The sequence below is a fragment of the Streptomyces phyllanthi genome (assembly GCF_009377205.1).
Classification (GTDB): Bacteria; Actinomycetota; Actinomycetes; order Streptomycetales; family Streptomycetaceae; genus Streptomyces; species Streptomyces phyllanthi.
The window spans coordinates 19,736-46,516 of sequence record NZ_VJZE01000017.1; the positions used below are offsets into that span (position 1 = coordinate 19,736).

Below are 26,781 nucleotides of genomic sequence, written 5' to 3' on the forward strand. Positions count from 1 at the left end.
ACTGAAGATGAGCCAATCGGTGGTCGAGGACGTCCTCCCCCTGTCGCCCCTGCAGGAAGGGCTTCTCTTTCACGCGCTGTTCGACCGGGAAGCGCGCAGCCCTTACCTCGCGCAATTCGTGGTGGACCTCAACGGACCGGTGGATTCCGCGCTCCTGAGAGTGGCCGCGGAGACCGTGATACGGCGCCACGCCACGTTGCGGTCCGGATTCCGGTACCGGAAGACAGGTGAACCGATACGGGTGGTCCGCCGCGATGTCCCGCTGGACTGGCGGGAGATCGAAATCGGTCAGGAAGGCGCGCAAGAACGATTCGCCGAACTGACCGAGCAGGACTGGGCACGAGGCATCGACGTCGGCGGATCGTCGTTGATCCGGTTCACACTCATCCGGCACACCGCCCGCCGCCACCGGCTTCTCGTGACCGCCCACCACCTCGTGCTGGACGGGTGGTCCTTCGCCCTGCTGTTCCAGGAGCTGTTCGCGGTGTACTCCCGGGCAGGCGGCACCGCCGGCCTGCCGCCGGTGCGTCCGTACCGGGACTACCTGGCGTGGCTGGCGGAACAGGACCGGGCCGGAGCGGAGCGGCACTGGGCGGCGGCCCTGGAGGGGGTCGTCGAGCCCACCTTCGTCGCGTCCGCCGACTCCCGGACCGGTCCGCCGCCGGAGGAGGTGGCGGTGCTGTTGCCGTCGGAGACGACGGCGCTGCTGACCGCGCGCGCCCGGCGGGACCACGTCCTGCTCAGCACGGTGTGCCAAGGGGTCTGGGCCATCCTGGTCGGTTCGCTCACCGGGCGCGACGACGTGGTGTTCGGCTCGACGGTCAGTGGCCGTCCGGCGGAGCTGACCGGCGCGGACTCGATGATCGGGATGCTCATCAACACGGTTCCGGTGCGGGTGCGGCTGGACCGGGCGGCTTCGGTGAGCGCGCTGTTCGAGCAGATCCAGGCGGGACGCGCCGCATCGCTCGACCACGATCACCTCGGCTTGACGGAGATCCAGCGCCTGACCGGGTTTCCCACCGCGCTCTTCGACACCAACGTGGTCTTCGACAACTTCCCGATGCATGACTACAAGGTCGACTCGCCCGACGGCGAACTCGAGGTGGGCGTCACGTTCCGTGACAGCGCGCACTTTCCGCTGACCCTCGCCGTCGAACCGGGCGAGCGGCTCGCACTGCGCCTGCACTACCGCCCGGACCTGTTCACCGCCGCCCAGGCGGCCGAACTCGCCGAACGGCTGGTGCTGCTGCTGGAACAGGTGGCCGCGGATCCGGATCAGCCGCTCTCCGCTCTGACCATGCTGGCGCCCGATCAGCGCGACCGGGTTGTACGGGAGTGGAACGACACCGCGGTCGAGCTGCCTGAGGTGACGCTTGCCGAGCTGTGGTCGGAGCAGGTCCGGCGCACCCCGGACGCGTTGGCCCTGGTGGCGCCCGACGAGCGACTGAGCTACGCCGAGCTGGACGAGCGGGTGGACCGGCTGGCGTCGCAGCTCGCCCACAGAGGTGCGGGCCCGGACCGGGTCGTGGCCGTGGCACTGCCCCGTTCGGTGGATCTGGTGGTCGCGATCCTCGCTGTCGTCAAAGCGGGCGCGGCCTACCTTCCGCTGGATCTGGACCACCCCGCCGGGCGGATCGCCGCGATGGTCGCGGACGCCGGGCCGATACTCGTGCTGACCGACTGCAAGAGCGCCGGCGCCCTTCCCGGCTCCACACCGAGGCTGTTGCTCGACGAGCCGATCGCGTCCGTCTCCGCCCGGCCGGTACGGCCGCGTCCGGAGCACTCCGCCTATGTCATCTTCACCTCCGGATCCACCGGACGGCCCAAGGGGGTCGTGGTCCCGCACGCGGCCATCGTCAACCGTCTGCTGTGGATGCAAGGGCAGTATCGACTCACCGATGCCGACAGGGTCCTGCAGAAGACCCCGGCCGGTTTCGACGTATCGGTCTGGGAGTTCTTCTGGCCGCTGATCTCCGGGGCGACCCTGGTCCTGGCGAAGCCCGGCGGACACCGCGACCCCGCCTATCTGGCCGAGCTGATCCGGCGTGAATCGGTGACCGTCACGCACTTCGTGCCCTCCATGCTGCAGGCGTTCCTCCGGGAGCCCGGCGCGGCCGGCTGCACGGGCCTGCGCGAGATCATCTGCAGCGGTGAGGCCTTGCCCGCGGAAACACAACGCGAACTGTTCGCCACGCTCGGCTCCACCGAGCTGCACAACCTCTACGGGCCGACCGAAGCCGCTGTCGACGCGACCTACTGGCAGTGCCGCCGTGGCGATGAGGGAAGTTCCGTGCCGATCGGCCGGCCGCTGGCCAATGTGTCGGCTTTCGTGCTGGACGGCAGGCTGCGGCCGGTGCCGCCGGGGGTCGTGGGCGAGCTGTACCTGAGCGGGGTCCAGCTCGCCAGGGGTTATACCGGGCGTCCCGCGCTGACCGCCGAGAGGTTCGTGGCCTGCCCGTTCTCGGCGGGGAAGCGCATGTACCGGTCGGGCGACCTGGCCCGGTGGACCGCCGACGGGGAGCTGGAGTTCGTCGGCCGCGCGGACGCGCAGGTGAAGATCCGTGGCTTCCGCGTGGAGCTCGGCGAGGTCGAAGCGGTGCTGGCCGGCCACCCGGAGGTGGTCCAGGCCGCGGTCGTCCTCCGGGAGGACCGGCCAGGTGACCAACGCCTGGTCGCGTATGTCGTGGCCCGGTCCCTAGGCCTCACGGCCCAGGAGCTTCGCCGGTTCGTGTCGGACAGCCTGCCCGACTACATGGTCCCCGCCGCGGTGGTCCTGGTCGAGACCATGCCGACGACGATGAACGGGAAACTCGACCGTGCCGCGCTGCCGGAGCCGGACCTGGCCGCGCACGCCGTGCGAGAGCCGCGGAGTCCGCGTGAGGAGATCCTGTGCGAACTCTTCGCCGAGGTGCTCGGGGTGCCCCGCGTGGGGATCGACGATCACTTCTTCGACCTGGGAGGGCACTCCCTGCTGGCGCTCCGGCTGCTCTCCCGGATCCGGTCGGTCCTGGGGGAGGGGTTCGAGATCCGGGACCTGTTCGCCGAACCCACGGTGGCCGGACTGGCCCGGCTGACCGGGGCCGCGCGTCCCGCGCTGACCGCCCGAGCAGGGGCGGAGCCCGTGCCGCTGTCGTTCGCCCAGCGACGGCTGTGGTTCCTGAACCGGATGGAACGCGGCGAAGGAACGTACAACGTGCCCGTCGCGGTCCGTCTCACCGGGCCGGTGGACCAGGACGCTTTGGCACAGGCGTTCGCCGACGTGGCGGAACGGCACGAAAGCCTGCGCACGATCTTTCCCGAGGACGGCGGTGAGCCGCACCCGGTGATTCTGGATGCGGTTCCCGGCATCGAGGTCGTCGAGGTGGCGCCGCCAGACCTCGCCGGCGCCATGGCGGAGCGGGTCCGTCACCGGTTCGACCTCACCGAGGACGCGCCGGTCCGGGCCACGTTGTTCCTGCTCGGCCATGAGCGGCAGGTACTGCTGATGGTCATCCAGCACATCGCGGCCGACGGGTGGTCCCTGTGTCCGCTGCTGAGGGACCTCGGCCTGGCTTACACCGCCCGATGCGCCGGGAACGCACCGGACTGGCCGCCGCAGCCGGTGCGCTACGCCGACTACACGCTGTGGCAGCGAGAGCTGCTCGGCAGCCCCGAGGACCCGGCAAGCCTGATGAGCCGTCAGTTGGACTACTGGCGAACGCAACTGGCCGATCTGCCGTCGGAGCTGACGTTGCCGGTGGACCGGCCGCGCCCCGCGGTGGCGGTGCAGTCCGGCGGGATCGTAGCCGTCCACTGGGAGCCGGAACTGCACAGCAGGCTGCTCGAACTCGCCAGGTCCGCCGACTGCACGCTGTTCATGGTGGTGCAGGCGGCTTTCGCGGCACTGCTGACCCGTATGGGCGCCGGCACCGACATCCCCTTCGGCACCCCGGTGGCAGGCCGGCCGGACAGTGCGCTCGACGATCTGGTCGGGTTCTTCGTCAACACCCTGGTGCTGCGCACCGACACCGCGGGCGATCCCGGGTTCGCCGAACTGCTGCGACGGGTCCGGCACACCGACCTGGAGGCATTCGCCCACCAGGACGTCCCGTTCGAGCGTCTCGTCGAGGACGTGCGGCCCGAACGATCGCTGTCCCAGAACCCCCTGTTCCAGATCATGATCCAGGTGCAGCACGCCGAGACCACCACCCCGGACTTCGCCGGACTGGAGGGCGAACGGGCCCCAGTGAGCTGGGACGTCGCGAAGTTCGACCTCAGTCTTGAACTGGTGGACGAGCGCGATGCCCAGGGCGCACCGGCCGGGCTGACCGGCTACCTCGAGTACGCCGAGGAGCTGTTCGACCGGTCCACCGCCGAACAGCTCGTGATGCGCCTGCGACGGCTGCTGGAACAGGTGCTCGCCGCCCCGGAACGACCGATCAGCGCTGTCGACGTGCTCTCGGACGGGGAACGGCGGCGCCTCCTCGCCGAGCGTCCGGTGCCCGCGCCGCCGACCGTGTTCCTGCCCGACGCGTTTCAGGAGCAGGTAGCCCGCACGCCGGACGCGACGGCGCTGGTCTTCGAGGACACCGCGATGACCTACGCCGAGCTCGACGCACGTGCCACCCGGCTCGCTCGCCACCTCGTCAGCCGGGGCGCGGGCCCGGACCAGGTGGTGGCCGTGGCCCTGCCCAGGTCCACGGACCTGGTCGTCGCGCTACTGGCGGTACTGAAGTCGGGCGCCGCATTCCTGTTCGTCGACACGGCGTACCCGGCTCGGCGGATCGCCCACCTGCTGGAGGACTCCGCCGCCGCCCTGGTCGTCACCGACAGCGCATTCGCCGAGTCGCTGCCCGCACGCGAACCGGTGCTCGTCGACGGCCCCGCGCTCGACGACGAATCGTCGGAAGAACTCGAGATCGCGATCTCCGCGGACCATCCGGCATACGTCGTGTACACCTCGGGGTCGACCGGCCTGCCCAAGGGCGTGATGGTGACCCACGGGGGGCTGGCCAACCTGCTCGCCTTCTACCGCGCGGAGGTCATCGCCACCGCCGAGCGGATCCGCGGCTCGCGACGCTGCCGGATGGCGCTGACCGCGTCCCTTTCCTTCGACACCTCGGTCGTCGGTCTGCTGTGGCAGGCCGTCGGCCACGAACTCCACCTGATCGGCGACGACACCCGCCGCGACCCCGCCGCCATGGCCCGGTACATGGACCGGTGCGGCATCGACGCTGTCGACGTGATGCCCAGCTACGCCGAAGAGCTGATCCAGCAGGGGATGCTCGACCCGGCCCGAACGCCGCCGGCGGTGGTGATGACCGGCGCGGAAACGGTGGGCGAGAAGCTGTGGGCACGGATCCGGGAAACCGAGGGGATCACGGTCTACAACATCTACGGACAGACCGAGACCACGGTGGACTCCCTCTTCTGGTCATCGGACGAGAGTGACCGACCCCTGGTCGGCCGTCCGATCGCCGGGGTGGACGTGTTCGTGCTCGACCCGGGACTGCGTCCCGTCCCGCCGAGGGTGGTCGGCGAACTGTACGTCGCGGGCGCCCAGCTGGCGCGAGGTTACGTGAACCGTCCCGGCCTGACCGCGGAACGGTTCGTGGCGAACCCGTTCAGGCCGGGCCGGCGCATGTATCGCACGGGTGACCTGGTCCGGTGGACCGACGACGGCGCGCTGGAGTTCCTCGGCCGGGCCGACGACCAGGTGAAGATCCGCGGTTTCCGGGTCGAACTCGGCGAGGTCGAGGCGGCACTGGCCCGCCACGAGGGCGTCGCGCACGCGGTGGCGGTCCTGCGCGAGGACCGGCCCGGGGACAAACGTCTCGTCGGATACGTTCTCGCGCGGAACACGGAACTCGACGTGAGACGACTGCGCGAGTTCGCACGGCAGAACCTGCCGGACTACATGGTGCCCGCCGCGATCGTCGTGATCGATGACCTGCCGTTGACACCGAACGGGAAACTCGACAGCGCCGCGCTGCCGAAACCGACGTACCCCACCGGCACCCGGCGCGCGCCGCGCAACCTCCGCGAGGAGCTCCTGTGCGGGCTGTTCGCGGAAGTGCTCGGCCGTGACGAGGTGGGGATCGACGACGGCTTCTTCGATCTCGGCGGCCACTCCTTGCTGGCTGTGCGGCTGAGCAGCAAGGCGCGCTCCGTTCTGGGCGTGGAACTGCCGGCCCGTCTGCTGTTCAGCACCCCGACCGTGGCCGGGCTGGCCGACAGCCTCGACGACATGCTCCCCGGCAGGCCGATGCTCCGGGCGGGGGAACGCCCGGACGTGCTGCCGCTGTCCTACGCCCAGCAGCGGCTGTGGTTCCTGAGCCAGTGGGAGGAGACCGGCACCAGCTACAACCTTCCTGTCGCTCTGCGCCTGTCCGGTCCGCTGGACCGGGAAGCTCTCGAACAGGCGTTGTCCGACATCACGGATCGACACGAGAGTCTGCGGACGGTCTTCGTCGAACGGGGCGACCGGCCGGTGCAGTCCGTGCTCGCGCCGGGAGCGGTTCGGCCGGGACTGGTGCACCGAGAGGTGTCCGAGGCCGAGGTCGAGGCGGCGATGCGCGCCGCCGCGGACCATCGGTTCGATCTGGCCGCACAGCCTCCCATGGTCGCCCACCTGTTCACGACGGGCCAGGAGGATCACGTCCTGCTGCTGGTGTTCCACCACATCATCTGCGACGGCTGGTCGCTCGGACCGCTCATGCGCGATCTCTCCGCCGCCTATGCCGCCCGCACGCGGAGCGAGGCTCCACAGTGGGACGAGCTGCCGGTGCAGTACGCCGACTACGCGCTGTGGCAACGGGATCTGCTGGGCAGTGAGGACGACCAGGACAGCGTGCTGTCCCGTCAGCTGAGCCACTGGCGCGCGCAACTGGCCGATCTCCCGGTGGAACTGACCTTGCCGACAGATCGGCCCCGGCCCGGGACCAGCGACTACGCGGGAGCATCGGCGACCGTCGAGTGGGGTCCTGAACTCCATCGAAGCCTGCTCGCGGTCGCCAAGGAGCACAACTGCACGTTGTTCATGGTGCTCCAGGCCGGATGTGCCGCCCTGCTCAGCAGGCTGGGCGCGGGGGCGGACATTCCGATCGGCACCCCGGTGGCCGGCCGGACGGACGACGCGGCCGACGACGTCGTCGGGTTCTTCGTCAACACGGTGGTCCTGCGGACCGACGTCTCGGCGAACCCGAGTTTCGCGGAGCTGCTCCGTCGCGTCCGGGCCACCGACCTGGCGGCCTACGAGCACCAGGACGTCCCGTTCGAGCGGCTGGTCGAAGAGGTGAATCCACCACGCTCGCCCAGCCGCCACCCGCTCTTCCAGATCATGGTCCAGCTCCAGCACGCGACCGCCGTTCCGCGATTCCCCGGTCTGCGGGCGACCGAATGGCCGGTCCCGTCGACCACCGCGAAATTCGACCTGGTCATCGACGTGGAGGAGCGGCTCGACGAGGACGGAGCACCGGCCGGGCTGGTCGGGGCCTTGATGTACTCGACCGCGCTGTTCGACGCCTCGACGGGTGAGCGGCTCGCCGACGGCCTGCGCCGGTTGCTCACGCAGGTGGCCGAAGACCCGGAACAACGGGTCGCCGACCTCGACGTACCACCCGTCCAGGACCGGCGGTCCGGTGATGTCACCGCATGCCCGGCTCCGTCGCGGGGCGCGGCGCCGGCCACCACCGGCCCGCGTACGGCGAACGAGGAGGTGCTCAGCGAGCTGTTCGCCAAGGTGCTCGGTCTGGACTCGGTCGGCATCGACGACAACTTCTTCGCCCTGGGCGGGCATTCGCTGCTGGCGACCCGGCTGATCTCCCGGGTGCGTTCGACCCTGGGGCTGGAGCTGCCGGTCCGCGAGTTCTTCCGAGCCCCGACCGTCGCCGGGGTCGCCGAATACCTCGCGAAGGCCCGGCCCGCCCGGCCCGCGCTGCGGCCCGCCACTTCCCGCTGACAGTGGGGCGTTCACCGACACACCTGGGAGACGGACCTCATGCTCACCATGTTCGGACTGGAACTGATGGAAGAAGCGGTGTACCGGGAGATGCGCGCATCACCCGCGCCGGCCGCCGAGGAGATCGCCGACCGGCTGGCCGTCGCGCTCGACCAGGTCCGTGCCTGCCTCGACCGGCTGGTCGAACTCGGCCTGCTGCGGCACTCCTTCGAGGTGCCGGGCCGATTCGCCGTGGTGGACCCGATCTTGAGCTTGCAGCAGTCGTTGGCCGGCCAGCATGAGGAGTTGATGCGTCGGCAGCGGCGGATCGCCGAAACCCACGCCGAGGTCGTCCGCCTGCTCATGTCCGGCGCCTCCGGCCTGTCGGGCAGGGTCGAACAGGTCGAGCGGCTCCTGGGGATGGACGAGGTGCAGTGCCGGGTGGACCGGCTGGCGGGGCAAGCCACCCGTGAGGTGCTGACGTTCCGGCCCGGTGGCGCGCAGTCGGCGCCGGAACTCATGGCCGCGCGCCGGAACGACGCGGCGTTGCTGAGCCGCGCGGTGTCGATCCGGACCGTCGGCACGGACACCGACTCCTACGACGCCGCGACGATGGCACACGTGCACTGGCTGAACAGCAACGGGGGCCAGTTCCGCAGCTCCGCGACCCCGCTGCCGAGAATGATCCTGGTCGACGGTTCGGTCGCACTGGTACCCGTCGACCCGGAGAACACGACCGCGGGCGCGCTCCATGTCACCGATCCCGGCCTCGTCGCCCCCATGGTCGTTCTGTTCGAACAGACCTGGTCGTTGGCCACACCGCTGGATGCCCAGCGGCCGGCGGCGGGCGACACCCTGAACGGCACGGAACGGGCGCTGCTCAGGCTGGTCGCCAACGGGTGTACCGATGCCGCCGCCGCAGGCCAGTTGCATGTTTCGCACCGGACCGCTCGACGCATGATGGCGGCGCTGATGGAGCGCCTCGGCGCTCGCAGCCGCTTCGAGGCCGGGGTCAAGGCCGCCCGGCTCGGCTGGCTCTGACCGCCGAACGGGCGGGTCGCATCGCGACTCTGACGTCACGTCACATCATCGGGCCGATCTCCACGGTCCGGCCTGATCACCACGGAAGGACAGTTCCATGAACAACCCGTTCGACGACGAGAACGGCTCCTATCTCGTTCTGGCCAATGCGGAGCGACAGCATTCCCTGTGGCCCGCGGACATCGACGTGCCCGCCGGATGGTCCACCGTGTTCGGAGTGGGAACGCGGACCGCCTGTCTGGAGTATGTCGAGGAGAACTGGACGGACATGCGGCCCGCCGGCCTGGCGGCCACGATGGGCGAGGCCTGATCGATGGCAGCGAGCGAGAGCGGTGCCGCCGGGTTCGAGACCGTGCCGGTGACCCGCGAACAGGACAGGCCCGCCGTGGCCGAACCGGGCCGGTTCCGCGACGCCGGCCACACCGGCGCCCGGCCGCGCGCGGGGCATCACCGGCACGCCGAGCCGATGCCCACCGGGGTGTCACAGTGAGCGGCGTACGGGACACCACGATGGTGCCCCTGCACCGGACGCCGGACGCCGGACGGACTCTGGTCGGCCTGAGCCTCTTCGGCGGCGGCACGGCCGCGTATCGGCCGTGGACGGCGGGCATGCCCGCCGGGACGGACCTGGTCGTGCTCTGTTACCCCGGCAGGGAGGGGCGGTTCACCGAGCCCTTCGCCCGCGACTGGGACGAACTGGCCACCGGCGTCACCGAATCGCTGCGCACGGCCGATCTCGGCCCGTATGTCCTCTTCGGGCACAGCATGAGCGGCTGGATGGCCTTCGACGTCGCCGCCCGGCTGGAGACGGACGAGGCGCGGAAGCCCGAAGCGCTCGTCCTGTCCTCCTGCAACGCCCCGGACCGCGGCCTGACCGACAGCGAACGTTTTCCCACACACCAGGACGACGACGAGCGGCTGCTGGAGTGGATGGGGACATACGGCCTGTTGCCCCCGCACGTCCGTGAGGACGACGACCTGACCGAGCTGGCGCTGGAGGTGATGCGGGCCGACATCGCTGTCCGGGACACCTTCGTCCATGCCGGCGCCAGGGTGAGCGTGCCGCTGCAGGTGTTCTCCGGTGCCGACGATCCGTTGATCAGCGCCGACGTGGGTTCCCGGTGGGGCGGACTGACCTCCGGCCCGTACCGGCACGACGTGCTCGGCGGCGGCCACTTCTACACCCCGGAGATCTGGCGGGCCCTCCCGAGCCGGATCGCTCCGATCCATTCCGTCGCGTCCGGCTCTGCCTCCTGAGGAGTGACCCGTGTCCCCCGTGTCCTACGCCCAGCGGAGGCTGTGGTTCCTGAATCGCGTGGACGGCCGGTCGGCGGTCTACAACTGCCCGCTCGTGATCCGGGCGAGAGGCGAACTGGACCGCACAGCCCTGGCAGCGGCGCTCACCGACCTGGTAGACCGGCACGAAGTGCTGCGCACGGTATACCCCGGGGTCGACGGCGAACCCGTACGGCGGGTGCTCGCCCGACGACCTGAGCTCGACGTGGTCGCATGCGAGGAGGCCGGGCTCGCCGACGCGCTCGCCTCCACCCTCGACCGCGGCTTCGACCTGACGACGGATCTCCCGATCCGAGCGACGGTGTTCGCGCCGGCGCCACGGGAACACGTGCTGGCGTTGGTGATCCACCACATCGCCTGCGACGAGTGGTCCTGGCAGCCGCTGCTCGCCGACCTGGCCACCGCTTATCAAGCCCGGGCCGCGGGTGAGTCCCCGCAGTGGACGCCACTGCCGGTGAGTTACCCGGACTACGCGGTATGGCAGCGGGAGCTGCTGGGTGACCAGGACGATCCGGCGAGCCTGCTCGCGACGCAGCTGGCCTTCTGGCGGGAGCAGCTGGCCGGGCTGCCCGCCGAGCTGGACCTGCCGTTCGACCGGCCGCGCCCCGCGGTGGCCGATCACCGCGGGGACGCGGTACCGCTGAAGCTCGATGGTGAGCTGCACCGCCGTCTGCTCGCGGTCGCCGCCGACCACGGGTGCACCACGTTCATGGTGCTGCAAGCCGGGCTGGCGGTACTGCTGTCCCGGCTGGGGGCCGGTACGGACATCCCGATCGGCACCGCGGTGGCGGGGCGGCTGGACGAGGCGCTGGAAGGCGTGGTCGGCTTCTTCGTGAACACCCTGGTGCTGCGCAGCGACGTGTCCGGTGATCCGACCTTCAGCGAGCTGCTGCACCGGGTGCGGGACGCGGATCTCGCCGCTTACGACCACCAGGACATTCCCTTCGAGCGGCTGGTCGAGGACCTGAACCCGGAACGGTCACTGGCACGGCATCCGCTCTTCCAGGTCATGCTGACCCTGTCCAGGGGGGAGGAGGCCACGCTCTCGTTGCCGGGCCTGACCTGCACCGAGGAGCGACTGGACTGGGAGGTCGCGAAGTTCGACCTGTCCGCCGACTTCCGGGAGCACTACACCCCGGACGGGAGCGCCGCGGGCATCGACGGCGCCCTCGAGTACGCCACCGGCCTGTTCGACCGGGCCACCGCCGACCACATCGCCGATGCCCTGCCCCGGTTGCTGCGGCAACTCGTGTCAGCGCCACAACGGCCCATCGGCGAAGCCGACCCGCTGTCCGCCGAGCACCGCCACCAGGTCCTCGTCGCGTGGAACGACACTGCCCGGCCCGCGTCGCCGGCCACCGTGCCGGAGGTGTTCGAGGCGCAGGCCGCGCGAACGCCGCGAGCGACCGCGGTGGTGTGCGGGAGCACGAGGCTCACTTTCGCCGAACTCAACGATCGCGCCAACCTGCTCGCGCGCCGACTGCGCGTTCAGGGAGCCGGGACGGAGCGGCTGGTCGCGCTGGCCCTGCCCCGGTCGGCCGAGTCCGTCGTGGCGATGCTGGCGGTACTCAAGACCGGTGCGGCCTATCTGCACGTCGATCTCGAATATCCACCGGACCGGATCGGGCACATGCTGCGGGACGCCGCGCCGGTCGCTGTCGTCACGGACACCGTGACCGCGGCCGCGCACAGCTTCGGTGAGTTGCCCGCGGTGTTCGCCGACCGGATCGAGACGCCGGCCGGTCCCGTGGCCAACCTGAACTGTCGCGTACTGCCGGAAAGCGCGGCGTACGTCATCTACACGTCCGGATCCACCGGCCGCCCCAAGGGCGTACTGACGCCGCATTCCGCTTTGAGCAACCTGTACGCCTTCCACCGCGCGGGTCTGCTCGCGCGCACCGAGGCCACCGCGCGCCGGCAGCTGAGGTCCGCCGTCACCGCTTCGCTGTCGTTCGACACGTCGTGGGAGGCACTGTTCTGGATGCTGGCCGGCCACGAACTGCACGTCGTCCGCGACGACATCCGACGGGACGCCGTCGCGTTGACCGCCTACGTCAGGGCCGCCGGGATCGACGTCCTCGACGTCACCCCCACCTACGCGGAACACCTGCTCGACGAGGGCCTGATGTCCGGACCGCACGCGCCGCTGGTGCTGCTGCTCGGCGGGGAAGCCGCCGGGCAGTCGCTGTGGACCCGCGTCCGGGAGGCGCCCGGGACGCTCTGTTACAACCTGTACGGTCCCACGGAATGCACCCTGGACGCGCTGTGGTGGGACGCCGCGGACAGCCCGCACCCGCTGATCGGCAAGCCGATCGGGAACACCAGGGTCTTCGTGCTCGACGAGCGGTTGCGCCCCGTCGCGCCCGGTGTCCCGGGCGAGTTGTACGTGACCGGACCCGGCGTGGCCCGCGGCTACGTGAACCGCCCGGCCACGACCGCCGAACGGTTCGTCGCCTGCCCCTACGTCCTGGACGGGGAGACGGGCAGCCGCATGTACCGCACCGGTGACCTGGTCCGGTGGGATCACCAGGGCAGGCTGGACTATCTGGGCCGCATCGACGACCAGGTCAAGGTGCGGGGCTTCCGGATCGAACTCGGCGAGGTGGAGGCCGCGCTGACCCGGTGCCCGGATGTGGCGCAGGCTGCCGTGGCCGTGCGCGAGGACGCCGGGGGCGACAAGCGGCTGGTGGCTTATGTGCAGCCGGCCGCGGACCACGAGCTCGACACGCGCGACCTGCGCAGACGGCTGTCCTCGATCCTGCCCGACCACATGATCCCGTCCTTCTTCCAGTCGGTGGTACGGCTACCGCTGACGCCGAACGGGAAACTCGACCGGGACGCGCTGCCGCCCCCGGACTTCGCGCACCGTCCGGCGTCGCGTGGCCCGCGCGGACCCTACGAGGAAGTCCTCTGCGGATTGTTCGCGGAGGTGCTGGGGCTGAGCCGGGTCGGCGCCGAGGAGAGCTTCTTCGAACTGGGCGGTCACTCCCTGCTCGCCACCAGGTTGCTCTCCCGGGTGCGGGCGGTGCTGGGCGGGCACCTCACCATCCTGGACCTGTTCCAGGCGCCCACCGTCGCGGACCTGGTGGACCGGCTGGCCGACGGCGCGCGACACGACCCGCTGTCGTCCCTGCTCCCGTTGCGGACGGGAGCCGATCGGCCCGCGGTCTTCTGCGTGCATCCGGCCGCCGGGATCAGCTGGGTCTACGCGGGGCTGCTCAGCCACATCGACGCCGGCTACCCCGTGTACGGCTTGCAGGCGAAGGGCCTCACCGATGCGACGGCGAACGGCCGGTCCTGGCGTGAGATGGTCAAGGACTACGTGGAGCAGATCCGGTCCGTCCAACCCGAAGGGCCCTACCGGCTGGTCGGATGGTCCTTCGGCGCCGTGCTCGCTCACCTGATGGCGACCGATCTGCAGGCCGGGGGAGCCGAGGTCGACCTGCTCGCACTGCTCGACGGCTACCCGCCCGACTCGGTACCCGGCTACCGGCCCCTCGTCGACGGCGGTTCGGAGACGTTCACCGAGCTGCTGGACTCCTTGGGGTACGACCTTTCCGCATTCGGCGGGGGACCACTGAGCTACGACGACTACGAGCGGACGGTCCGCCGGCCGGGCAGCACACTCGAATGGCTGACGCAGTCGGAGGCCGCCGCCCTGGCCCGGGTGTTCGTGGACAACGACCGGATCTACGAGGAACTCCGGCCCCGGACGTACCGGGGGGACATGGTGTTCTTCTCCGCCACGGAGGGGAAACCGGAGGATGCGCCCACGCCGGAATCCTGGCGCGACCACGTGACCGGACGGCTTGAGGTGCACGAGATCGCCTGTGGCCACGGTGAGATCACCCAGGCGAAGCACATCGCGCGGATCGGCGCCGTCCTCGCCGGGAAACTCGCCCTGCTGGACGGTTCGCGGCCCACGGCGGGAGAACGATGACCGGCAAGCCCTACCAGGGCTCGGTGGCCGGGCGCGAGTTCCGGTTGTTCTGGTTCGGGGAAACCACGAGCCTGCTCGGCAACGGGATCGCCGTGGTGGCGCTGCCCCTGGTCGCCGTCGTCACGCTGCACGCGGACACCTTCGTCATCGGACTGCTGACGTCGGTCGCCTATCTGCCCTGGCTGGTACTCGGTCTGCCCGCGGGGGCGTGGGTGGACCGCCTGCCCCGCCGCCCGGTGATGCTGTTCTGCGACGCCGTTTCCTTCGTCGCTTTCGGCAGTGTTCCGGTCGCCGCCTGGGCGGGCGTACTCACCATTCCCCACCTGCTCGTGGCCGCCTTCATCGGCGGTTGTGCCAATGTCTTCTTCACCACCGCGCACCGTGCGTATCTGCCGACACTGCTCTCCGACGCGGAGCTGCTGGCAGGCAACGCGCGGTTGCAGGGCAGTGAGTCGACAGCCGAGGTCATCGGCCCCGGCCTGGCCGGGCTGCTGGTGCAGGCCTTCGGCGCCGTCGCCGGACTGCTCGCCAACGCGCTGAGTTTCGCGGTGTCCTGGCTCTGTCTGCGGGCTGTCCGGACGACCGAGCCGCCGCCCCGGGCGGTCCGGCGGCGCCGGCTGCGCACCGAGGTCGGCGACGGCCTGAGATTCCTGTTCCAGGACCCCGTTCTGCGCACCCTCGCGGTTTTCAGCGCGGTGTCCAACATCGCGTTGACCGGAATGAGTTCGATCGAGGTGGCGTTCCTGGTCCGGACAGTCGGTGCCGGCGAGGCCGTGGTCGGCGCGGTGCTGACGTTGTGCGGTCTCGGCGGGGTCCTCGGAGTGCTGTTGTCCAACCGGGTGTCCCAGCGATTCGGCACCGCACGGGCCGCGCTGATCTGTCAGGTGGGTGCCGCGCCCTTCACCTTGCTCTTTCCGCTGACCGGCCCGGGTGCCGGCCTCGCGTTCTTCGTCGTCGGCGGTGTCGGTGGCGGCGCGGGTGTGGTCGCGGCGAGCATCATCACCGACACCTTCCGCCAGCGGTACTGCCCGCCGGACCTGATCGGGCGCATCAGTGCGAGCGCGGCCGTGATCAGCTTCGGCGCCATCGCTGTCGGCGGGTTGCTCGGCGGCGCGCTCGGCGAATTGTCCGGTGTCCGGGAAACGCTGTGGATGATGAGCGGCTTGCAAGTACTGTCGACGGTCATTCTGCTATTCAGCCCGATCCGAAAAATGCGTGACTTCCCCGAATCCGAGCGTGCGATTTTTGCAGCCGAGGCCGGAAAGGTCATGTCCTAAAGGGGCCTGGCCGCTTCCGCACGCTGTCAGACGCTTTTATCGGCGTGGCGCAGAAGTAAGATACCGATAGCAAAGCCAAAGCGAACAAGGCTCATTGAAGCGAGGTTTTCATGCAAGACGGCGGCTCATTGAGGAACCTTCCGGCCGCGGTGATGTTGCGGGACGACCTGGATATCGGCCGGCTGAACGCGGATCTCGCAGAGCTCAGCGGTTCCGAGTTCTGGGCATTGCAGCGGTCCTTCGAGGACGGCGTCGTCGGGGAAGAATCCGATGTGGACTGGAAGGTCCTTTCCCTGCGTGCGCCGGGCGGGGACCCCCAGCGAACCGACCCCGGCGGTCCGGGACGTGACCGGTTCGCCGACACCCCCTTGATGGCGAAGGCACCCTACCTCGGTCAGATCCTGTCCGAACTGGGTACAGAACTGCGCAGTGTCCGCCTGATGGCCCTGGCTCCCGGGGTGTCCGTCGCGGAACACTCGGACACCCCGATCGGCCTTCCCTACGGCTATGTACGGCTGCACATCCCGCTGGTCACCAATCCCGGGGCGGTGCTGGTGATGGACGGGGTCGAACAGCGGTGGCAGCCGGGAACGCTCTGGTACGCCGACTTCGACCGACCGCATTCCGTGCGCAACACCGGTGACCGGGCCCGGATCCACCTGGTCGCGGACTGCGCGACCAACGACAGGCTGCTGGCCCTGTTCCCGGAGAGCTTCCGGGCGGAGCTGCCGGCCAGCGACATCGCCTACTACCGGCCCGTTCTGCCGCTGACCGCGCCCGAACTCGCCGAGTTCAGCTGCCGCTTCGCCGTCCCGTTCTCCTTCATGGAGTGGGGACTCGCGGTGGTCGACGACCAGGACACCGACCTCGTCGCCGAAGTGACCGCCGAAGACGACGGGCTCGTCCTGCGCGTCGAAGGGCGCCCGCCGGTGGAGCTGCTGCACCTGGGCGCCGGCGAGTTCCGGCTGCTCGGCTGGAGCGAGGAACGGCTGCTCCGCCTCGACCTCTTCGACGACAGTCCGCGGGTGGAGTTCTCCACCAGGCGCGGACGCCGGCGTCAGGTGGTCGTCCGCCCGGCCCGCGGGCTCGCCACGGTCTGACGGCCCGAGCCGTCGCCCACCACAGTCCACCCAATTCGACTACTGCTTGGGACAGTCATGCAGACACTGACCGAATCGCCCGTCCTCGTTGAGCACGGATTCGCCCGCTACGACCTCGCCGAGGAATTCGGGATCGCCGAATCCGACGCCGCCTTCCAGAGCCTTCGCGCCGAGTTCGTCGACCTGCCACCGGACCCTTACGCGACGGAGGCGGGGCGCAACCGCCGCTTCGCCCGCGGTGTTTTCCACCCATGGTCGGGGGAGTTCAGCTGGATTCCGAACACGCACTTCGGCGAACAGGGCTGGATGAACGGCTACTACCAGGCCGACCACAATCCCGAGTATGTCGGCGTGGTCCGCAAACTGCCCGCCATGAGCGAATCCGCGCGGAACAACCCGATCATCCACAAGATCCTTTCCTTCGACTTCGCGCAGACGCGATGGTCGCAGAACGACGCGGCGTTCCCGTTGCACGTCGGGGTGCATCTGATCAAGCTGGCGGTGGACGACCCGGGACGCGAGGCCATTTCCTCGCCCAACGAACTCCATCAGGACGGCGAACCGTTCGTCTTCGCGCATCTGGTCTATCGCCGGAACGTCGTCGGCGGCGTGAACGTGATCGCGCCACCGAAATACCGGGGCAAGCTGCCCTCGGACGTGCCCGACGGCGAGGCTCTGGCGGAGTTCGAACTGACCAAGCCGCTGGAGTCCTACGCCGTCACCGACGAGAAGGTCAGTCACTACGTGTCCCCCATCAGGCGCGGGGCCGGAGCGGAGACGGGCGAGCGTGCGGTGATCCTCGTGGACTTCACCCCGATGCGGCAGCACATCTGAGAACGGCCGCACCCGATCCGTCGTGAGTGGCAACTCGGGCTCTCCTGGGGGTGAGGCAGAGGAGAGCTCCGCGCCATCTGTTTGTCCGTGTGTATGTCCGTGCTGAGCCGAGAAGGGCGAAGGCCTATGAAAGACAGCCGATCCCGGGCGATGTCCGAGATGGAACTGCTCGACTGCACCTTGCGTGACGGTGCCTACGCCGTTGATTTCGAGTTCGACGAGAAATTCGTGGTCGAACTTCTCGCCAGACTCAACGAGACCCCCGTTTCCAAGGTCGAGATCGGTCACGGGATCGGGTTGGAGGCCGAGCGCACCGGCATAAAAGCCGGAAACATCGATCATTTCACCTGGTGTGAGCTCGCCCGGTCGACGCTGACCACGAAACCATGGGGAATGTTCGCGCAGCCCGAGTTCACTCGGCCGGCGACGATCCGGCAGATGTGTGACCGCGGAATGTCATTCATCCGGGTCGGTGTCGAACCGGATCGCGTCCAGGATCACCTGCCCTACCTCCAGCAGGTCGCGGACGCGTGCGGAGAGGTCTACGTCAACTTGATGAAGTCCAGTGCCACGCCGGTCGACCGGTTGCTCGACATGCTCGACGGGGTCGGGCCGGAGATCGCGGGCGTCTACGTGGTCGACTCCTACGGCGCGATGACTCCCGAGACCGTCGAAAGGTATGTGAGCGCGGTCGCCGAACGGTACCCGGTCGTCGGCTTCCACGGACACGACAATCTAGGCCTGGCCAATATCAACACCGTCACCGCTTTCCGGGCGGGCGCCACCATTGTCGACGGGACGCTCTACGGAATCGGGCGTGGCTCGGGCAACGCCGCCACCGAATCCCTCGCCGCGATCATCAACGTCATGGAAGGCAGGGACCGGTTCGACTACCAGGAACTGGCCGAACTCGCCGAATTCTGCCGGGTCAACATGAAGGTGATCGGGGCGGAGCGCAAGATGCAGGTCCTCGGCGCGGTGATCGGCATCCACTCGGGTTTCTTCGGCCTGGTCGAGGAACTCGCCGCCAAGTACCACACCGATCCGGCCCAGCTCATGGAGACCGCGGTCGGGATGGCGGCGGAAAGCCCGCGAGCGGCCGACTTCCACGCGGCGGCGGCCCGAATCGCTGACAGCGACAGCCCGCGTTCCTTGCAGCTGGCGAACTGAGGGGACGACGCGATGAAGCTCGCCAAGAGCGGCAACGGGCAGGACGTCTTCGTGGGAATCGACGACCGTTGGTTCCCGCTGCGGGAGATCAGCGGTTACGAAAGCCTCACCCGCGTCGGGGACCTGGTCGGGGACCGGCGCTTCGGCGACCTGGAGGCACAGGTCAGGAGGCAGGCGGCCGGTTCCGACGGCCTCGGTGTCGACCTGTCCAACGCGGCGACCATCGTCGACAGCGACGCCGGCATCTGGGGCGCCGGGCTCAACTACCGGCGGCACTCGGAGGACCTGGACACCGAACAGCCCGGCTACGGCCCCGGATCGTACCTGCGGCCCACGTCGTGCCTCATCGGCAACGGCGGAACCATCCGGCTGCCGGCACAGTCGCGACGGGTGACCGCGGAGGCGGAGCTGGGACTGGTCGTGGGCACCCGCTGCAAGGATGTTCCCCGCGACGGGTGGCGGTCCGTCATCGCCGGAGTGACGGCCGTCCTCGACATGACCGCGGAAGACGCCATCCGCCGGAACCCGCGCTACATCCCGTGGGCGAAGGGGTTCGACACGTTCTGCAGTATCGGCCCGGCCCTGGTGACCCTGGACGAGTTCCCCGGCGACAGCCTGGACGGGATCCGGATCTCCACCGTCAGGAACGGAGAGGTGATCGCGGCGGCGACGCCGCGGGACATGAAATACGACCTGGGCTACCTCGTGGAGTACTTCACCATGGGCCGGACTCTCGTACCGGGAACGGTGATCTGCACCGGAACCCCTGGTGCCGTCCAGATCAGCCCAGGGGACACGGTGCGGGCCGCGGTCGAAGGCGTCGGCACGCTCACCCACCCCGTCGGCTGACCCGGAGGTGGGCATGCCCGCCGCGGGTCGCCGAAAACGCCCCGTACGACGTCGTACTGCTGACCGCCGGACAGGTGGAACAGGCCCTGCGGTCGATGCTCCTCGCGAGCGATCGCGCCGCCTGCACCACGGGTACCGGGATCCGCTGCGACGGCTGCTGTCTCAAGCCCGCTCGACCCTGCGAGTCGGCGGCGAGTGGAACTGGAGTCACATGTCCCTCATACACGCGTTCGAACGCGCTCTGCGGGAGAATCCCGACGGTGCCGCCGTGCGGACGGCGGACCGGACGGTCTGCTATCGCGAGTTCGACAAGCTGAGCCAGGTGTTCGCGGAGGACCTGCGCGCGGAGGTCGCACCCGGCGGGTTCGTCGGGATCGAGGCAAGCAAGGGGCTCGGTGCGATCACGGCGATGATCGGAGCACTCCGGGCGCGGCGCCCGTTCGTGTTCCTCGACAGCCGCGACAGTGTGGCGTCGAACTCCGAGAAGGTCAGACTGCTCGGCGTCCGACGGCTGGCCCGGTCGCGGGACGACGGCGATGTGTACCTCACCGACGTCCCGGAGGCCTGGCGTGCCGACGAATCCGATCTCGCGCGTGGCGTCTTGGACGTCGAGGGCGAGCTCTGCTACGCCATCCACACCTCGGGCTCGACCGGCGAGCCGAAATGCGTTCTGGTGCGCCCGGCCCCGCTTGCCGCGGTGGTCCGGGATCACGTCGAGCGGCTGTCCGTGGGGCCGGACTCGCGGACACTGCAGTTCGCCCGCCTGACCTTCGACGGGTGCATGACCGAGATCCTGTGGACCCTGACGGCCGGCGCCTGCCTCGTGGTGCTGGACGAGGCACGCCTGGCGCCCGGCACCGAGCTGCGGGACACGTTGGAGCGCTTCGGCATCACTCACCTCAAGACCACTCCGTTCGCGCTGACCGCGACCGAGCCCAGCGGCGCGATGCGGCTGCGCCACGTGATCAACGGCGGCGGGGCGTGCCGGTCGGCGGTGGTCGCCAAATGGTCCGAGGTGGCCGCGCTGCACAACGCCTACGGTGCCACGGAGACCACGGTGTGCAATCTGCTGACGGGCCCGCTGGACCCGGCGAGTTGCCGTGACGGGGTGCCTCTCGGCGACGTGGTGGGTGACTGCGCCTACCACTTGCGCGACATCGACGAAGGGTCCGCGCCTGCTCGGACCGACGGCTCGGTGCGCCGGGGCGAGATCGTCATCACGGGCCCCGCCGTCGCCGCCGGATACCTGACCGAGCACGAGGTGCGGCCGTTCGGGCCGGCGGGCGACGGTACGGAATACCGGACTGGCGACATCGCGGAGCTCCGCGACGGCAATCTGTATTTCGTGGAGCGGCTGGACCATCAGGTGAAGCTCCGCGGCTACCGGCTGGACCTCGGCGAGATCGAGAACACCGTGTGTCAGGCGGAATCGGTCGTCGAGGCGGTGGTGACCGTGGAGTCGCACGACGGTTCGGAAGCCGCCGGGGGCGACGCGTTGGTCTGTTACTACCTGGGCGGCGCCGACCCGAGGGAACTCCGGCGCCATCTCGAAGGGGTCCTGGACCCGTACAAGATTCCCTCGGTGCTGGAGCGCGTCGAAGCGCTGCCGTACACCCTGAACGGAAAAATCGACCGCGATTCCCTGCGGGGAAATCGGATCCTCGGCGAAGACGCCGTGTCGACCCCCGTTCAGCAGGTGCTCGCCCTCGTGGGCCACCTCACCGGGATCGGTGACGCCGTGCTGGACGACAACTTCTACGCGCTGGGCGGTGATTCGGCGTCGACGCTGTTACTGGTCGCGAAGCTGCGCGAGCTGGGGTGGCTGGACGCCGGGGTGCGCGACGTGCTGCGCGCGAAGGACCTGCGCGCGCTCACGGACCAGCTGCGACAGCGGAGCGTGTAGCGCGATGTGCGGCCTTTGCGGGACCTTCGCGCCGGACGGCGGCCTTGACCGCACTGTCACGGCGACCATGCACTCCCGGCTCATCCACCGCGGACCCGACGAAACCTACTCGCTGAGCACACCCGTGCTGACGGCGAAACTCGCCCGCCTCGGCATGACCGCGCTCAAGGACGGCTGGCAGCCCGCCGAGGACAGCGGCGGGCGGTTCGTCGCCGTCACGAACGGTGAGATCTACAACGCCGACGCGCTGCGAAGCCGGCTCGGCGTGGCGCGGACCGCCAATCGTGTCGACGTGGCGGTCATCCCCGAGCTGTTCGCACGCCACGGGCCCGCCGGGCTCAGCCTGATCGACGGGCAGTTCGCCACCGCGATCCACGATCGCGCCGAGAACACCCTCCACTTGGGCAGGGACCGCTTCGGCATCAGCCCGCTCTACTACACCGAGTCGGACGGGCAGGTGCACTTCTGCTCGGAACTCGGACCATTGGTGCGGTCGGTGCCGGGCACCTGGCGGCTGGACCTCGGCGCCGTCGATCAGTATCTCCAGCTCGGCAACATCGTGGCGCCTCGTACCTTGGTGCGTGACGTCCATGCCGTGCCGCCCGGAAGTGTGGTGCGGTTCGGCGGGCGCGGACGTGAGACGGTCCGCTACTGGCGGTACGGCGAGTTCGAGACGGACGGGCACCCGGTGACCGCGGAGGAGATCCGGCACGGGGTCCGGCAGGCGGTACGCGATCGTTTGCGCGGGGACGTCGAGATCGGGGCCTTTCTCAGTGGCGGTTTCGATTCCTCCACGCTGGTCATGGAGGCCGCCGCGGCCGTGGAGAAACCGCTTCGCACGTACTCGGTGGTGTTCGGCGACGTCCTGCTGGACGAACACCGCTTCCAGCGTGAGGTGGCTGACGCGGTGGGCAGCGAGCACCTTGAGATCTCCTGTCTCGGCGAGGACATCACCGCCGAGTTCGAGCAGATGGTGCGCCGCTGTTGTTATCCGCAGCGTGAGACCTACAACGTGGCGGCCTTGATGCTCTCGCGTGAGGTCCGGTCGAGCGGGCTCAAGGGCGTGCTGTCGGGGGAGGGAGCCGACGAGCTGTTCTTCGGCTACGACTCGTACGCGTTCGACGGGCACGGCCGGGGGCCACGTCAGAGCCGGGAGGAGAACGAGAGTGCGTGGGGGCGGGCCGATTTCTCCTGGGAAGTCGACTGGCGGCAGGTGGACCACCGGCGGTCGGACGGTCTGACCCCGGAAAGCATCGAAGCGCTCGGCGGTCAGGAGTTCTGGAGAGACAGGCTGATTCCGTTCTCCGACGGTGAAACCGCGCTGCTCACTCCGATGCAGATGCGGTCGGTGGCCGATACTTCCGTCCAACTGGGGAGTCATCTGCTCGGCGACCACGGCGACGCGATGTTGATGGCGAATTCCGTGGAGGGCCGGTACCCGTTCCTCGGCAATCCCGTGGTCGAATTGGCGCTGCGCGTCGGCGACGACGAGAAGGTCACCGATTTCGAGGGAAAGGCCTGCCTCAAATCGGCCTACGCCGGCATCGTCCCGGAAACCGTGCTGCGACGCGCGAAGCAGGGATTCACCGCGCACGGTCTGTCCGCGCTCGCACACGACCACCTCATGACCAGGTGGCGCGATCTGGTCGCGGCCAGCGGTGTCTTCCGTACGGACGCGCTCGAACGGATCGCGGCCCGCGGCGTCGAGGGCAAATGGGATACGCGGCTGAGTGTGATCAGCATCAGTATGGTGATCGACGAATTGGGGCTGCGGCTGTAATGCCACGGCGGCACCCTGTCGCAAAGCGTCCTGGCCTGTTCCGCCCGGACAAAACCCTTTCTTTCCGTACCAGACCTACGTAACGATTTTCATCGCTCCGCAGAAATCAGGCAGAGAGGTCATCGCACTATGCTCACCGAAAGTCAGATATCGGAATACTGGTCCGAAGGATTCCTGCTCCTCGAAGACGTCTTCGACGTCGGCGAGATCGCCGCTCTGCGACGTGAGGTGGCCGATCTCTACGCGACCGAGCACCCTGGGCGGATCTTCGAGGAGGACGGGACCACGGTGCGGGGCATCCACGGGTGCCACACCACGGGCGCGCTGTTCTCCAGGCTGGTGCGGCTGCCCGAGCTGCTTTCCGCGGCGGAGGAACTGCTGGAGAGCAAGCTGCATGTGTTCCAGTGCAAGGTCAACGCCAAGCAGGCGCTTCGCGGAGAAGTGTGGCAATGGCATCAGGACTACAGCGTCTGGGGGCCCAAGGACGGTATGCCGGAGCCGCGGGCGGTCAATGTCGCGCTGCTGCTGGACGACGCGACCGAGCACAACGGCCCGCTGCTCGTCGTGCCCGGTTCGCATCGAAACGGCGTGCTAGCCCCGTGGAGTCCCGAGTCCGAGGGTTCGTCGCAGTGGGAGGCCGACCTGTCGGCGAAGCTGAAGTTCGCGCTGGACGCCGAACAGATGGCCAAGGTGACCGCGGAGGCGGAGATCCGGTCCGTTGTCGGACGTGCTGGAAGCCTGCTGTTCTTCCACCCCTGCATCGCGCACGGCTCCGGTGCGAACATGTCGCCGACCGACCGGACCATGGCGTTCGTCACCTACAACAGTGTCGACAACGAATTGCGCGAAGTGCCCAGCCCGCGTCCGGAGTTCGTGGCGTCGCGTGACTACCGGCCGCTGGGACTCGTCGAGGGCGGTCTGATCGCATGAGCGACCTCGATGTCTCACTGATCCGGACGCTGGTCGACGCCATCGCCCGGCACCGGGACGCGGTGGCGGTCGTCGACGACGGCGTCGCCCATACCTACGCCGAACTCGCCGAGTTGTCGGCCGAGATCGCCGGCGGCCTCGCTGAACACGGCATCGGTCCCGGTGACGTCGTCGACGTGCATGCGACTCGTTCGTGGTCCCGTTGCGCGGCGGTGCTCGGTGTGTGGCGCGTCGGAGCCGGCGTGCTGTCCATCGACCCGGCCATGCCGCCCGCCTGGACCGGCAAACTGGTGAGCAGCGCCGGCTGCGCCATGATCCTGCGGGCCGACGAGTGCGCACCGGTCGAGTCGGGTGTCGCGGAACACACCTTCCGATCGATTCGGGGAACGAGGCGGGAGGAGCTCGCGACCGGACCGGTCTGCTACGTCATCCCCACCTCCGGGTCCACGGGCGAACCCAAGGCTGTCACGGTGCCGCCGGTGGTCCTGGCGGATCTGGGGAACTGGCACGTCCAGCGGTGGAGCCATGACCGGCCCCCGAACACCCTGCACATGTCGTCCATCGGATTCGACATGGTGTACGAGGACATGGTGGCGACCTGGCTGGCCGGTGCGACCCTGATCGTGGTGAACGACCAGGACAGGCTGGATCCCTTCACGTTGCTCGACATCATGCGCGAGCATGACGTCGCCCGGCTCTTCCAGCCAGTGGTCGGATTGCACGGACTGGCCACCGCCGCGTGTGCCGCGGGCGGAAGGACACCGAGTCTGCGGGAGATCTCGGTGGCAGGCGAACAGTTGGTGATCAACGACGAGGTGCGGAAGTTCTGTGCCGAGGGTGGCCTGACGCTGGTGAACCAGTACGGGCCGAGCGAAACCCATGTGGTCACTCAGTACCGGCTGAGGGGCGACGTCACCCACTGGCCCGACCGGCCGCCCATCGGCACCGCGGTCGTCGACGCGGAGCTGCTGTGCCATGTGGACGGACGGCTGCGCCCGTTCGAGGCCGGCGAGACACGGGAGCTGGTGATCGCCGGTAACTGCGTCGGGATCGGGTACGCCGGTGACGACGCGCTCACCGCGAAGAGATTCCGGGAGGTCGAACATCGAGACGGCGGCATGCGCCGCTGCTATTTCAGCGGAGACCTGGTCACGTTCGACGGCACCGACTTCCACTTCGTCTCCAGGCTCGACGACCAGCTCAAGGTGAACGGCTATCGAGTCGAGCCGGGTGAGGTGGAGTCCGTGATCGCCGGGGTCGCCGGTGTGCGTCGAGCCGCCGTCGTCGGGGTCAAGGTCGCCCGCTCCACACAGCTGGCGGCGTTCTACACCCGCGTGACCGGCGCGGAGGTCGGTCAGGACGACCTGATCGGTGCCTGTGCCTCCCGTCTGCCCCGGTTCATGGTCCCCAGACACTTCACCGAACTGGATGCGCTCCCGTCGACGCGGAACGGAAAGATCGACCGGGCGAAGCTCCGGGAGATGTGTCAAGAGCCTTCGGTGAGCCGGAGCTGACGAGTTGCGTTGACCGTAGGCAACCGCAACGACGCCACCGGAAGCCAATCCGTCCGTATTGACCTTGATTGAGATCCTGCGGGTGTTTCGTTCACCCCCCGCTTTAGTGCCAGAGAACTTGGTGAATGGTTCCGTCGGTGGATTACGGGACGGGCGCCCACCATCATGGAAGAGCGGAAGGGAAACGGCCGGACAACACCGGCCGGGACTTTTCAAGCATTCCTCACTCTGAAATCCGGGAGAAGTCATGAAGTCTGTCCGCGCGTTCGTGGTCACCGTTCTCTGCATGATGGTGGTCGGCGCCGTTGCCGGGACTGCTGCCGCCGACACCGGCCGCGCCGACACCTCGGCGACGTCCTCCGTCGTGCCCGGCGACAGCGGTTGGGGTCGTCTCCCGGGATGACCTGCGTGTGCGTACGGGGAAACCGGCCCGTGGTGTGTTCCGGAGCCTGGCATCCACAGGGCCCGGAACGCAGGAATGACACAGAGAAAGGGCGCCCGGATCCGTGAGCGGTAAACTACGGGAAGCTGTCCGCCGGATCAGCGACCGGGAAAGAGAAGTACTCGGACACGTCGCGCGCGGGGACACCTACGGGGAGACCGCCCGGCGCATGAACGTCAGTCCGCATACCGTCGACACCTGTATACGCCGGATACGCGCGAAAACCGGAGCCCGGAACCGAATGCATCTGTTGCTGCCGGCTCTGTCGGCCGCGGGCTCCCTTACAGATGCGATCGAGGACACAGGCCTGGTGGCGGCGCCGAAGCTTCCCGACCGGCCTGACCGGACCCAGGTCTGACCGACGGTCCCGTGCACGGCTCCGCCACGGAGGTTCGCCCCCCCTCGCGGCGGGCCCGCTGGGCCTTGTCGCGCAGCAGTCGTGAGGGGTCCGTGCTCATCCCGCCCAGCCCAAGGTGTTCCCGCAGACGGGCGGCCGGCAGCTCGGACTCCTCCGGCAGCACGACGACCGCGGCCGGGGCGCTCGACTCGGCGCTGAACTTCCCGACCAGTCGGCCATCCGCTCGAGGGCCGAGTCGTCGTCGCGAGGTCGGCCTCCCGCGGGGTCCGGAGCGGCGGCTGCGGCGGTCGCGCGTGTGCGGGCAGGGCGTCGGCGACGGCCTCGTCGAGCAGGAGGTTCGACGGGTGTCCGGCCCGGGGCCGCCGTGGTGCCGGTCGAACCCGAACTGGACGACATACGGCGCGGGAGGGGGCGTGGGAGCTCCGGGTG

General features: G+C 69.1%; 17 protein-coding genes. All 17 read left to right on the forward strand.

What is annotated here, in order from left to right; genetic code table 11:
- The first annotated feature begins 7 nt into the window (after positions 1–7).
- Positions 8–7,939 (forward strand): amino acid adenylation domain-containing protein, encoded by a 7,932-nt coding sequence (locus FNH04_RS04960; protein WP_152780679.1) that lies wholly within the window; start codon positions 8–10, stop codon positions 7,937–7,939.
- 39 nt (positions 7,940–7,978) lie between these two features.
- Positions 7,979–8,959, forward strand: coding sequence for a helix-turn-helix transcriptional regulator (locus tag FNH04_RS04965; protein ID WP_152780681.1), 981 nt, complete (start codon positions 7,979–7,981; stop codon positions 8,957–8,959).
- Positions 8,960–9,056: 97 nt separating this feature from the next.
- Positions 9,057–9,269: an MbtH family protein gene (locus FNH04_RS04970; RefSeq protein ID WP_152780683.1), complete on the forward strand. Its 213-nt coding sequence runs from the start codon at positions 9,057–9,059 to the stop codon at positions 9,267–9,269.
- Between the two features lie 3 nt (positions 9,270–9,272).
- Positions 9,273–9,449: a hypothetical protein gene (locus FNH04_RS46395; protein WP_194236560.1), complete on the forward strand. Its 177-nt coding sequence runs from the start codon at positions 9,273–9,275 to the stop codon at positions 9,447–9,449.
- Positions 9,446–10,216 (forward strand): thioesterase II family protein, encoded by a 771-nt coding sequence (locus FNH04_RS04975; protein WP_322722597.1) that lies wholly within the window; start codon positions 9,446–9,448, stop codon positions 10,214–10,216. Before FNH04_RS46395 ends, FNH04_RS04975 begins: the two co-directional genes overlap by 4 nt.
- 10 nt (positions 10,217–10,226) lie before the next feature.
- The gene (locus FNH04_RS04980) at positions 10,227–14,195 is read left to right on the forward strand and encodes a non-ribosomal peptide synthetase (RefSeq protein ID WP_322722598.1); all 3,969 of its coding nucleotides are present in this window, start codon (positions 10,227–10,229) and stop codon (positions 14,193–14,195) included.
- Positions 14,192–15,472, forward strand: coding sequence for an MFS transporter (locus FNH04_RS04985; RefSeq protein WP_152780685.1), 1,281 nt, complete (start codon positions 14,192–14,194; stop codon positions 15,470–15,472). The genes FNH04_RS04980 and FNH04_RS04985 overlap by 4 nt, the downstream gene beginning before the upstream one ends.
- 128 nt (positions 15,473–15,600) lie before the next feature.
- Positions 15,601–16,572, forward strand: coding sequence for an aspartyl/asparaginyl beta-hydroxylase domain-containing protein (locus FNH04_RS04990; protein WP_228031145.1), 972 nt, complete (start codon positions 15,601–15,603; stop codon positions 16,570–16,572).
- A gap of 57 nt (positions 16,573–16,629) precedes the next feature.
- Positions 16,630–17,406 (forward strand): 2OG-Fe dioxygenase family protein, encoded by a 777-nt coding sequence (locus tag FNH04_RS04995; protein ID WP_152780689.1) that lies wholly within the window; start codon positions 16,630–16,632, stop codon positions 17,404–17,406.
- A 159-nt stretch (positions 17,407–17,565) separates the two neighbouring features.
- Positions 17,566–18,576, forward strand: coding sequence for a beta/alpha barrel domain-containing protein (locus FNH04_RS05000; protein WP_228031146.1), 1,011 nt, complete (start codon positions 17,566–17,568; stop codon positions 18,574–18,576).
- 12 nt (positions 18,577–18,588) lie between these two features.
- Complete coding sequence (locus FNH04_RS05005) at positions 18,589–19,425, forward strand: fumarylacetoacetate hydrolase family protein (RefSeq protein ID WP_152780693.1); 837 nt, start codon at positions 18,589–18,591, stop codon at positions 19,423–19,425.
- A gap of 211 nt (positions 19,426–19,636) precedes the next feature.
- Positions 19,637–21,328, forward strand: a complete 1,692-nt coding sequence (locus tag FNH04_RS05010; RefSeq protein WP_152780695.1) for a non-ribosomal peptide synthetase — start codon at positions 19,637–19,639, stop codon at positions 21,326–21,328.
- Positions 21,329–21,332: 4 nt separating this feature from the next.
- Positions 21,333–23,108: an asparagine synthase (glutamine-hydrolyzing) gene (asnB, locus tag FNH04_RS05015; RefSeq protein ID WP_152780697.1), complete on the forward strand. Its 1,776-nt coding sequence runs from the start codon at positions 21,333–21,335 to the stop codon at positions 23,106–23,108.
- Positions 23,109–23,237: 129 nt separating this feature from the next.
- Positions 23,238–24,038, forward strand: a complete 801-nt coding sequence (locus FNH04_RS05020; RefSeq protein ID WP_152780699.1) for a phytanoyl-CoA dioxygenase family protein — start codon at positions 23,238–23,240, stop codon at positions 24,036–24,038.
- Positions 24,035–25,552 (forward strand): AMP-binding protein, encoded by a 1,518-nt coding sequence (locus FNH04_RS05025; protein WP_152780701.1) that lies wholly within the window; start codon positions 24,035–24,037, stop codon positions 25,550–25,552. Before FNH04_RS05020 ends, FNH04_RS05025 begins: the two co-directional genes overlap by 4 nt.
- Before the next feature lie 247 nt (positions 25,553–25,799).
- On the forward strand, positions 25,800–25,955 hold the full coding sequence (locus FNH04_RS46400; protein ID WP_194236561.1) for a hypothetical protein: 156 nt from the start codon (positions 25,800–25,802) through the stop codon (positions 25,953–25,955).
- Positions 25,956–26,058: 103 nt separating this feature from the next.
- On the forward strand, positions 26,059–26,352 hold the full coding sequence (locus FNH04_RS05030) for a response regulator transcription factor (RefSeq protein WP_322722599.1): 294 nt from the start codon (positions 26,059–26,061) through the stop codon (positions 26,350–26,352).
- The last annotated feature ends 429 nt before the right edge of the window (positions 26,353–26,781 follow it).

What these genes read in the sequence shown, in the direction of transcription:
- FNH04_RS04960 (WP_152780679.1), top strand. Translation starts at nt 8, where the DNA reads ATGAGCCAATCGGTGGTCGAGGACGTCCTCCCCCTGTCGCCCCTGCAG.
- FNH04_RS04965 (WP_152780681.1), top strand. Translation starts at nt 7,979, where the DNA reads ATGCTCACCATGTTCGGACTGGAACTGATGGAAGAAGCGGTGTACCGG.
- FNH04_RS04970 (WP_152780683.1), top strand. Translation starts at nt 9,057, where the DNA reads ATGAACAACCCGTTCGACGACGAGAACGGCTCCTATCTCGTTCTGGCC.
- FNH04_RS46395 (WP_194236560.1), top strand. Translation starts at nt 9,273, where the DNA reads ATGGCAGCGAGCGAGAGCGGTGCCGCCGGGTTCGAGACCGTGCCGGTG.
- FNH04_RS04985 (WP_152780685.1), top strand. Translation starts at nt 14,192, where the DNA reads ATGACCGGCAAGCCCTACCAGGGCTCGGTGGCCGGGCGCGAGTTCCGG.
- FNH04_RS04995 (WP_152780689.1), top strand. Translation starts at nt 16,630, where the DNA reads ATGCAGACACTGACCGAATCGCCCGTCCTCGTTGAGCACGGATTCGCC.
- FNH04_RS05000 (WP_228031146.1), top strand. Translation starts at nt 17,566, where the DNA reads ATGGAACTGCTCGACTGCACCTTGCGTGACGGTGCCTACGCCGTTGAT.
- FNH04_RS05005 (WP_152780693.1), top strand. Translation starts at nt 18,589, where the DNA reads ATGAAGCTCGCCAAGAGCGGCAACGGGCAGGACGTCTTCGTGGGAATC.
- FNH04_RS05010 (WP_152780695.1), top strand. Translation starts at nt 19,637, where the DNA reads ATGTCCCTCATACACGCGTTCGAACGCGCTCTGCGGGAGAATCCCGAC.
- asnB (WP_152780697.1), top strand. Translation starts at nt 21,333, where the DNA reads ATGTGCGGCCTTTGCGGGACCTTCGCGCCGGACGGCGGCCTTGACCGC.
- FNH04_RS05020 (WP_152780699.1), top strand. Translation starts at nt 23,238, where the DNA reads ATGCTCACCGAAAGTCAGATATCGGAATACTGGTCCGAAGGATTCCTG.
- FNH04_RS05025 (WP_152780701.1), top strand. Translation starts at nt 24,035, where the DNA reads ATGAGCGACCTCGATGTCTCACTGATCCGGACGCTGGTCGACGCCATC.
- FNH04_RS46400 (WP_194236561.1), top strand. Translation starts at nt 25,800, where the DNA reads ATGAAGTCTGTCCGCGCGTTCGTGGTCACCGTTCTCTGCATGATGGTG.